The sequence below is a fragment of the Pseudomonas sp. CM27 genome, from assembly GCF_013179515.1.
Lineage (GTDB): Bacteria > Pseudomonadota > Gammaproteobacteria > Pseudomonadales > Pseudomonadaceae > Aquipseudomonas.
The window spans coordinates 20,712-30,236 of record NZ_JABMCN010000035.1 but is presented as its reverse complement, the minus strand read 5'-3'; the positions used below and the strand labels follow the sequence as shown (position 1 = coordinate 30,236).

Below are 9,525 nucleotides of genomic sequence, written 5' to 3'. Positions count from 1 at the left end.
GCATTGGAACCACCTGATCCCATCCCGAACTCAGTAGTGAAACGATGCATCGCCGATGGTAGTGTGGGGTCTCCCCATGTGAGAGTAGGTCATCGTCAAGATTCATTTCGCAAAACCCCTATCTGCGTATGCAGGTAGGGGTTTTGTCTTTTCCGCTGGAAAAGTTTTGTCTACATGCGTGCCATGGCCCCAGCGATGCCCCGTGATATGGTTCCGCATCAGAATCCACCGCCTTCCAGGGAATGCTCAATGGCCACTACCAACCTCCACCCCGGCTTCATGATCGTCCACGGCAACCGCCTGGATGACCTGCGCAGCCTGGTGGTGAGCTGGATGCGTCGCTACCCGCTGGCGCCGCTGGAAAATGAGATCGCCCTGGTGCAGAGCAACGGCATCGCCCAATGGCTCAAGCTGGCATTGGCCGAAGACCCGCTGGAAGGTGACCTGGGTGGCTGCGGGATTGCTGCTGCGATCGATGTACAACTGCCGGGCAGCTTCATGTGGCAGCTGTATCGTGGCGTGCTGGGCCGGGAGGAAATCCCCGAGGTATCCCTGCTCGACAAAGCTCCCCTCACCTGGCGCCTGATGCGTCTGCTTCCGGCCTTGATCGAACGCCCGCATTTCGAGCCGCTGCGGCGTTTCCTCACCGACGACAGCGACCTGCGCAAGCGTTACCAGCTCAGTGAGCGCCTGGCAGACCTGTTCGACCAGTATCAGGTCTACCGCGCCGATTGGCTAAAGGACTGGGCCGCTGGCCAGCACTTCCTCAACACCGCTCGTGGCGAGCGCAAACCGCTGCCACCGGGGAACCGCTGGCAGGCCGAACTGTGGCGGGCCTTGCTGGACGACGTCGGTGAGCAGGGCATGGCCCAGAGCCGCGCCGGGGTGCACCAGCGCTTCATCGAACGTATCAACAGCCTGGAGCAGGCGCCTGCAGGGCTGCCATCGCGGGTGATAGTGTTCGGCATTTCCTCGCTGCCAGCCCAGGCCCTGGAAGCACTGGCGGGGCTGGCTCGGTTCAGCCAGGTACTGCTGTGCGTGCATAACCCCTGCCGCCACCACTGGGCCGATATCGTTGCAGACAAGGACCTGCTGCGGCACCAGTACAAACGCCAGCAACGCAAGCAGGGCATGCCGCTGCAGCTGGATGACCAGTCGCTGCACCAGCATGCTCACCCGTTGCTGGCCGCCTGGGGCAAGCAAGGCCGCGACTACATCAACCTGCTCGACAGCTACGACGACCCCGGTAGTTACCAGGGCGTGTTCAGCGATGGCCGTATCGACCTGTTCAGCGACGGTTCGCCCACTACTCTGCTCAACCAGTTGCAGGACGACATCCTCGAACTGCGCCCGCTTGCCGAGACCCGCGAGCTGTGGCCGCCAGTGGATACCAAGCAAGACCGCTCGGTGCGCTTTCACATCGCTCACAGCCCGCAGCGCGAAGTGGAAATCCTCCACGACCAGTTGCTCGCCCGCTTCAGTGCCGACCCCACGCTGCGCCCGCGTGACGTAATCGTCATGCTGCCGGCCATCGACACCTATGCACCGCATATTCGCGCGGTGTTCGGGCAGTTGCAGCGCAACGACCCGCGCTACATCCCGTTCACCCTGACCGACCAGGGCCAGCGCGGCCGCGAGCCTTTGTTGATTGCTCTGGAGCACCTGCTCAAGCTGCCAGACAGCCGCTTCGCGGTCAGCGAAGTGCTAGACCTGCTGGACGTGCCCGCAGTACGCGCTCGTTTCGGCATTCGTGAAAGCGACCTGCCCACGCTGCATCGATGGATCGAGGGCGCGGGCATTCGCTGGGGGCTCAACGCCGAGCAGCGGGCCAGCCTGGGCCTGCCTGGCGGGCTCGAGCAGAACAGCTGGCGGTTCGGCCTGCGGCGAATGTTGCTGGGTTACGCCGTAGGTGTCGGCGAAGCCTGTGATGGCATCGAACCCTATGATGAGATCGGTGGCCTTGATGCGGCACTGATCGGCCCACTGGTCGCGCTGCTCGACGCCCTCGAAGTGGCTTGCCAGGCGTTGTCCGAGCCCGCGACCGTAAGCCAGTGGGGTGAGCGCTTGCATGCCTTGCTGCAGGTATTCTTCCTGGCCGAGGGCGAGCGCGACGAGTTTCTGTTGATGCAGTTGCAGGATCTGCGCGACAGCTGGCTTGAAGTGTGCGAGACCGTCGGCCTGCAAGATCCACTGCCACTGACCGTCGTGCGCGAAGCCTGGCTGTCGGGTCTTGACCAAGGCAAGTTGTCCCAGCGTTTCCTCGCAGGCTCGGTCAACTTCTGCACCCTCATGCCGATGCGCGCCATTCCGTTCCGGGTGGTCTGCCTGTTGGGCATGAACGATGGCGACTACCCCCGTGCCCAACAACCGCTGGACTTCGACCTCATGGCCAGCGATTACCGCCCAGGTGACCGCTCGCGCCGCGAGGATGACCGCTACCTGCTGCTTGAAGCGCTGCTGTCCGCACGTGACCAGTTGTACGTCAGCTGGGTCGGGCGCAGTATCCGCGACAACAGCGAACGCCCGGCGTCGGTATTGATCGGTCAGTTGCGCGATCACATCGCTGCTGGCTGGTACCTCGCGGGTACAGAACAGGGGCAGCCAGTAGAGCAGGGCGAGCAGCTGTTGCACGCCCTGACTCAGGAACACCCGCTGCAGCCGTTCAGCCCTCGGTATTTCCAGAAGGGCAGCCCGCTATTCAGCTTTGCCCACGAATGGCAGGTATTGCACCGGCAAGGCGAGGAGCAGCAGGGCGAACCCGGCCTGCCGCCTTATCACGACGATGAAGCCTTGAGCCTGACCCAGCTGAATGACTTTTTGCGCCACCCGGTGCGGCACTTCTTCAGTCAGCGCCTGAAGGTATACTTCGAAGCATTGGCGGCACCGACCCCGGACGAAGAACCTTTCGTACTCGACACCCTGCAACGCTACGGCGCCAGCGAAAGCCTGCTGGTGGCAGCCTTGGCCGAGCCTGACCAGGCCGAGCAAGCCCTGCAGGCCCAGGCCAGGCGCCTGCAGGCCTGTGGTTTGCTGCCCCTGGCCGGTTTCGGCGAACTGCTGCAGCGCGAGCTGATCGAACCCTTGCCCGACCTGCTGCAACGTCATCAGCAGCTGCTGCAACGCTGGCCACAGCTGGTGGAGGGCGCATTGCCGGTGCATTTCGCGCACGCTCAGCACCGCCTCGAAGGCTGGCTGGGCCGGGTGTTCCAGGCCGATGACCAGAGCCTGCTCAGCATTACCACAGTACCCAATACCATCAGCGCGGGGCGCAACAACCTCAAGTGGCACCGCCTGATCGCGCCCTGGGTCACGCACCTGGCGGCCTGCGCAGCTGGCTACCGCTACAACAGCGCGCTGGTGGCCAGTGACCTTACCCTGCTGCTTGCGCCGGTGGCGCAAGAGCAGGCGGCGCAACTGCTGGGCGATTTGCTTGTGGCGCGTCAGGCGGCGATGAACGCGCCGTTGCCCGTCGCCGTCAAGACTGCCTTTGCCTGGCTGGCCCAGGACGATGCCGACAAAGCCCTGGCCGCAGCAGCCCGCGCCTACGAGGGGGACGAGCGCACCAGCTTCGGCGAGCGCAGCGAGAGCATCGCCCTGGCGCGCCAATACCCCGACTTCGCTGCGCTCACCGCCGACGAAACCTTCGAAGGCTGGTGTGAAACCCTGTACCGCCCGTTGTTCAACGCCCCCTGGCAGACCCTGGGCAACCCGGAGAAAGGCGCATGACCCAGGACCGTCCCCTGGCACTCAGTTTCCCCCTGCATGGCAGCCAGCTGATCGAGGCCAGCGCAGGCACAGGCAAGACCTTCACCATTTCGGCACTGTACCTGCGTCTGATCCTCGGCCACGGCGGCGAGCAAGGCTTCGAGCGTGAGCTGCTGCCACCGCAGATCCTTGTCGTGACCTTCACCGACGCCGCCACCAAAGAGCTGCGCGAGCGCATTCGTGCCCGCCTGGCCGAGGCCGCGCGCTTCTTCCGGGGCGAGCTGGAAATCGCCGATCCGCTGCTGCACCAGCTGCGTGACGATTACCCGCACGAATCCTGGCCGCGCTGTGCTGGCCGCCTGGAGGTCGCGGTGCAGTGGATGGACGAAGCAGCGGTATCGACCATTCACGGATGGTGCCAGCGCATGCTGCGCGAACACGCCTTCGACAGCGGCAGCCTGTTCACCCAGACCTTGGAGACCGATCACAGCGAGCTGCTGGGCCAGGTCATGCGTGATTACTGGCGGCGCTTCTGCTACGGCATGCAAGGCGATGCACTGGCCTGGGTGCGTGGCCACTGGGGTAGCCCCGATGCCTTGCTGCCGCGGATCCGCCCACTGTTCGGCCGGGTACGCAGTGGGCAGGATGGGCCCGAGCCCGCCGCCCTGATTCAGGCATCGCTGCAGCAGCGTGGTGAGCAGCTGGCCCGGCTGAAGGCGCCCTGGGCGCTGTGGGCAGAAGAGCTGCGGCAGATCTGCCGCGATGCGCTGGCCGCCAAGCAGGTGGATGGCCGCAAGATGCAGGCCCGTTACTTCGAGCCCTGGTTCGATAAACTTTGCGCCTGGGCCGGCGATGAGCAAGTCGCTGAACTCGACCTGGGCACCGGCTTCACCCGCCTGACCCCTGCGGGCATGGCCGAAGCCTGGAAGGGCACGCCACCCGAGCACCCGGCCCTCGACGCCATGCAGACCTTGCAGCAACAATTGCAGGCCCTGGACAGCCCGGATGCCCCCCTGCTGGAGCATGCTGCCAACTGGGTATCGGCACGCTTTGAAGTGGAGAAACGTCGGCGTGCGGAAATGGGTTTCGACGACATGCTCGTGCGCCTGCAGCACGCCCTGGCAAGTGACGCCGGCGAGCGCCTGGCCAGCCTGATTCGCGAACAGTTCCCGGTCGCGCTGATCGACGAATTCCAGGACACCGACCCGGTGCAGTACGGCATTTTCGAACGCATCTACCAGATCAGTGAAAACCGTGCGCAAACCGGCCTGTTCATGATCGGCGACCCCAAGCAGGCGATCTACGCATTCCGCGGTGCCGACATCTACACCTACCTCGCCGCGCGGCGCGCCACCAGCGGCCGTTTGCACAGCCTGGGCACCAACTACCGTTCCAGCAAGGCCATGGTCGCGGCAGTCAACCAGGTGTTCCTGCAGGCCGAGGCGCGTGAAGCTGGGCGGGGTGCGTTCCTGTTCCGCGAAACGGATGACAACCCGCTGCCGTTCATCGAGGTGCGCGCCAAAGGCCGTGGCGAGCATCTGCTGATCGACGGTGTGGCCAGTGCAGCGCTGCAATGCTGGCAGCTGGAAAGCGAAGAGCCGGTCTCCAGCACCGTCTACCGACAGAAACTGGCCGCCAGTTGTGCCAGCCATATCGTCGCCCTGCTCAACGGCGGCCAGCAAGGCACTGCAGGCTTCCAGAATGGCGAGGGTGAACTGCGCCCGTGCCTGCCCTCGGACATCGCCATCCTGGTGCGCGATGGCCACGAAGCGCAGATGGTCCGTGCTGAGCTGGCGGCCCGTGACGTGCGCAGTGTGTACCTGTCCGACAAGGACTCGGTGTTCGCCGCCCAGGAAGCTCACGACCTGCTGGCGTGGCTCAAGGCGTGCGCCGAGCCCGACTCGGAGCGCCTGCTCAAGGCCGCCCTGGCCAGCCTTACGCTAGGCTTGTCGCTGGCGGCGCTGGACCGGCTGAACCAGGACGAGCGTGTCTGGGAAGGCTGGGTCATGCGTTTTCGCCACTACCGTGACACCTGGCAGCGCCAAGGTGTGTTGCCGATGCTGCGGCACCTGCTGCATGACTTCGAGCTGCCACGCACACTGATCCGCCGCAGTGATGGCGAGCGGGTGCTGACCAACCTGCTGCACCTGGCCGAGCTGCTGCAACAGGCTGCTGGTGAGCTGGACGGGGAGCAGGCACTCATCCGCCACCTGGCCGAGCACCTGGCCAGTTCCGGACAGGCTGGCGAAGAGCAGATCCTGCGCCTGGAAAGCGACGAGCAGTTGGTGAAGGTGGTCACCATCCACAAATCCAAGGGTCTGGAATACCCCCTGGTCTACCTGCCGTTCATCTGCACCAGTAAACCGGTGGACGGCAGCCGCTTGCCGCTGGCCTGGCACGACAGCGAAGGCAACGCCCACCTGACACTCACCCCGAATCAGCAACAGATCGAGCGTGCGGATGACGAGCGCCTGGCCGAAGACCTGCGGCTTCTTTACGTCGCCCTGACCCGTGCCCAGCATGCCTGCTGGCTGGGCGTTGCCGACCTCAAGCGGGGTAATCAGAAAAGCTCGCAACTGCACCGCTCGGCGTTCGGCTACCTGCTCGGTGGGGGCCTTGCGCTGACCGGCTCGCAACAACTCAAGGAATGGTTGCAAGCATTGGCGGCGTCCTGCCCGTACATCACTTGCCCAGGCCTGCCGCAGGCCGATGAACAGCTGTATCGCATGCCACACGCCGAGCGTGAACTGCTGCCGGCCCGCAAACCGCGTCGCGCCGCAGCCGAGCACTGGTGGATCGCTTCGTACAGTGCCCTGCGCGTCGGCGATCAGGCCCTCGGTGCCGATAGCTCGCAGGCACAGCAGTTGCTAGATGACGAAGTGGTCGATGCCCAGGTGCTGCGCGAGGTCCCCGCCGACAGCGGCGATATCCACCGCTTCCCGCGTGGACCAAACCCCGGCACCTTCCTGCATGGCTTGCTGGAATGGGCCGGCCGCGAAGGGTTCAGCGAGGTCAGCGGCAATGCGCAGTTGATCGAGCGAACCGTTGGCCAGCGCTGCAACCGTCGTGACTGGGCCGGCTGGATTCCCACCTTGACCGAGTGGATGCAACGCTTGCTGGGCGAGGCGCTGCCGTTGCCGGGCGACAACGCGTGCGTAACCCTCGGGCAGTTGCGTCATTACCAGATCGAAATGGAGTTCTGGTTCGCCAGCCACCAGGTCGACGCCGAACAACTCGATCGCCTGGTCGCCCGTCACACTCACCCCGGCCTGGCGCGCCCTGCCGCGCTGCCGACGGTGCTGAACGGCATGTTCAAAGGGTTCATCGACCTGGCGTTCGAGCTGAACGGGCGCTACTACGTGACCGACTACAAGTCCAACTGGCTGGGCCCGGACATCCAGGCCTACGATGCCATGGCCATGGAAAAGGCCATCCTCGAGCATCGTTACGACCTGCAGTATGTGCTCTACCTGCTGGCGCTGCACCGCCAGTTGCGCGCGCGCCTGCCGGATTACGACTACGACCGCGATGTCGGCGGCGCCCTGTTCATCTTCCTGCGCGGTGCCAGCAGCAGTGGTCACGGTGTGTATCACGCCAAGCCACCGCGCGAGCTGATCGAAACCCTTGATGCGCTGTTCCGTGGCGAGCACCCGCCCACGCAGCAGGACCTGTTTGCCGGAGTCGCGCCATGAGCCGTAGCCTTGTCGACCTGTTGCCCACTCCCTTGAGCGCCGAGCACCTGCTTGCGCTTAAACCACAGCATGACAGCGGTGACCTCCTGCAACTGCTCGACCGCTGGGTGGAGCGAGGCTGGCTGCGGGCCCTGGACCGGGCGTTCGTATCCTTCCTGGAAGAGCGGGCCCCCGGCAGTGACCCCTTGCTGCTGCTGGCGGCGGCACTGGCCAGCCACCAACTGGGGCACGGCCATGTCTGCCTGGACCTGCAGCAAACCCTGGCCGAGCCTGACTTCGCCCTGTCATTGCCGCCCGAAGGCGACGCTCTGACCGGGCCTTTGCTGCTGCCATCGCAATTGCTGGCCAATCTGGACCTGAACGCCTGGCGCAAGCGCATCGGCACCAGCCCGCTGGTAGCCACCGGCGACAGCCCTGGCCAGCAGGCCCGGCCCTTGGTGCTTAGCGGCGAGCGCCTGTACCTGCGCCGGTACTGGAGCTACGAGCGGCGCATCGACCATACCCTGCGCCAGCGTCTGACCCAGGCCGAAGCGCCGCTCGCCGACCTGCCGGGCCGCCTGGCACAGTTGTTCGAAGGTGGTGCCCCAGCAGGCCAGGTGGACTGGCAGAAACTCGCCTGTGCGCTCGCCACCCGCGCCGGGTTCAGCATCATCACCGGCGGCCCCGGCACCGGCAAGACCACTACCGTTGTGCGCCTGTTGGCTTTGTTGCAAGCGCCAGCGGTGGAGCAGGGCAGGCCGCTGCGCATTCGTCTGGCGGCGCCGACCGGCAAGGCGGCGGCGCGCCTGACCGAATCCATTGGCCAGCAGGTCGAGCGCCTGCAGGTCAGCAGTGAGGTACGCAGCCACATCCCCACCGAAGTCAGTACCGTGCACCGCCTGCTCGGCAGCCGACCAGGCTCGCGGCATTTCCGCCACCATGCTGGCAACCCGCTGCCGCTGGACGTGCTGGTGGTCGACGAAGCCTCGATGATCGACCTGGAAATGATGGCCAACCTGCTCGATGCCCTGCCGCCCCGGGCGCGCCTGGTGCTGTTGGGCGACAAGGACCAGCTGGCCTCGGTCGAGGCCGGCGCGGTGCTGGGTGACTTGTGCCGGGATGCCGAAGAGGGCTGTTATTCGCCTGCGACCGAAGCGTGGCTGGAGCATATCGGCGGCGAGTCCTTGGCAGGCAGTGGCCTCAAGTCTGGCGATGAACAACGCAACCCGCTGGCACAGCAGGTGGTGATGCTGCGTTTTTCCCGACGTTTCGGCGAAGGCAGCGGCATTGGCCAGCTAGCCCGGCTGGTCAACCGCCAGGACGCCTCCGCGGCGCGCAACCTGCTGGCAATGCCCCCGCCCGACGTGCACAGCGTGGCGCTCAAGCACGAGCAGGATCGCGCCTTCGACCGCCTGCTGCTCGATGGCCTCAATCGGGGTAGCGAAGGCCCGCAGGGTTATAGCAGCTACCTGCGCACCCTGGGGCGCTATCGGCCGGCACTCGATAGCGCGTTTGACGACCCTGCGTGGGAGCAGTGGGCGGCCAAGGTGCTGCACGGTTTCGAGGATTTCCAGTTGCTGTGCGCGGTGCGTCGGGGGGCCTGGGGTGTCGAAGGCCTCAACGAGCGGGTGGCGCGGGTGCTGCACCAAGCCGGGCTGATCGACAGCCAGCAGCCCTGGTACGAAGGTCGGCCTGTATTGGTGACCCGTAACGACTACGGCCTGGGGCTGATGAACGGCGACATCGGCATCGCCCTGCGCCTGCCGGATGAGCGCGGCGAACCGCTGCTGCGGGTGGCCTTCCCGCGTAACGATGGCAGTGGAGGCGTACGCTTTGTCCTGCCCAGCCGGCTGAACGAAGTGGAAACGGTATTCGCCATGACCGTGCACAAGTCCCAGGGCTCGGAATTCAGCCATACCGCGCTGGTGCTGCCGGATGCACTGAACCCGGTACTGACCAAGGAACTTGTGTACACCGGTATCACCCGCGCCAAGCACTGCTTCAGCCTGATCGAACCACGCCAGGGGATTTTCGAAGAAGCAGTGGCGCGCAAGGTGCGGCGTATATCCGGGTTGATGCTTGAACAGGTCTGATCCTGCAGCAGCGGGCTTGCGTCCATCCCTCCTACAGTGATGCGGCCATGTGCTAT

At 65.1% G+C, this 9,525-nt stretch carries 3 protein-coding genes and 1 rRNA gene; all 4 read left to right on the top strand.

Annotated elements, in window-relative coordinates; all coding sequences use genetic code 11:
- Positions 1-101, top strand: a 5S ribosomal RNA gene (gene rrf, locus HP547_RS06725); the annotation flags it as partial.
- 148 nt (positions 102-249) lie between these two features.
- On the top strand, positions 250-3,726 hold the full coding sequence (gene recC, locus HP547_RS06720) for an exodeoxyribonuclease V subunit gamma (RefSeq protein WP_172225763.1): 3,477 nt from the start codon (positions 250-252) through the stop codon (positions 3,724-3,726).
- A complete protein-coding gene (gene recB / locus HP547_RS06715; RefSeq protein ID WP_172285837.1) occupies positions 3,723-7,397 on the top strand; it encodes an exodeoxyribonuclease V subunit beta in 3,675 nt (1,224 codons plus the stop codon). Before recC ends, recB begins: the two co-directional genes overlap by 4 nt.
- Entirely contained in the window at positions 7,394-9,469 is a 2,076-nt protein-coding gene (gene recD / locus HP547_RS06710) for an exodeoxyribonuclease V subunit alpha (protein ID WP_172285835.1), read from the top strand. Before recB ends, recD begins: the two co-directional genes overlap by 4 nt.
- Positions 9,470-9,525: the final 56 nt, after the last annotated feature.

What these genes read in the sequence shown, in the direction of transcription:
- recB (WP_172285837.1), top strand. Translation starts at nt 3,723, where the DNA reads ATGACCCAGGACCGTCCCCTGGCACTCAGTTTCCCCCTGCATGGCAGC.
- recC (WP_172225763.1), top strand. Translation starts at nt 250, where the DNA reads ATGGCCACTACCAACCTCCACCCCGGCTTCATGATCGTCCACGGCAAC.
- recD (WP_172285835.1), top strand. Translation starts at nt 7,394, where the DNA reads ATGAGCCGTAGCCTTGTCGACCTGTTGCCCACTCCCTTGAGCGCCGAG.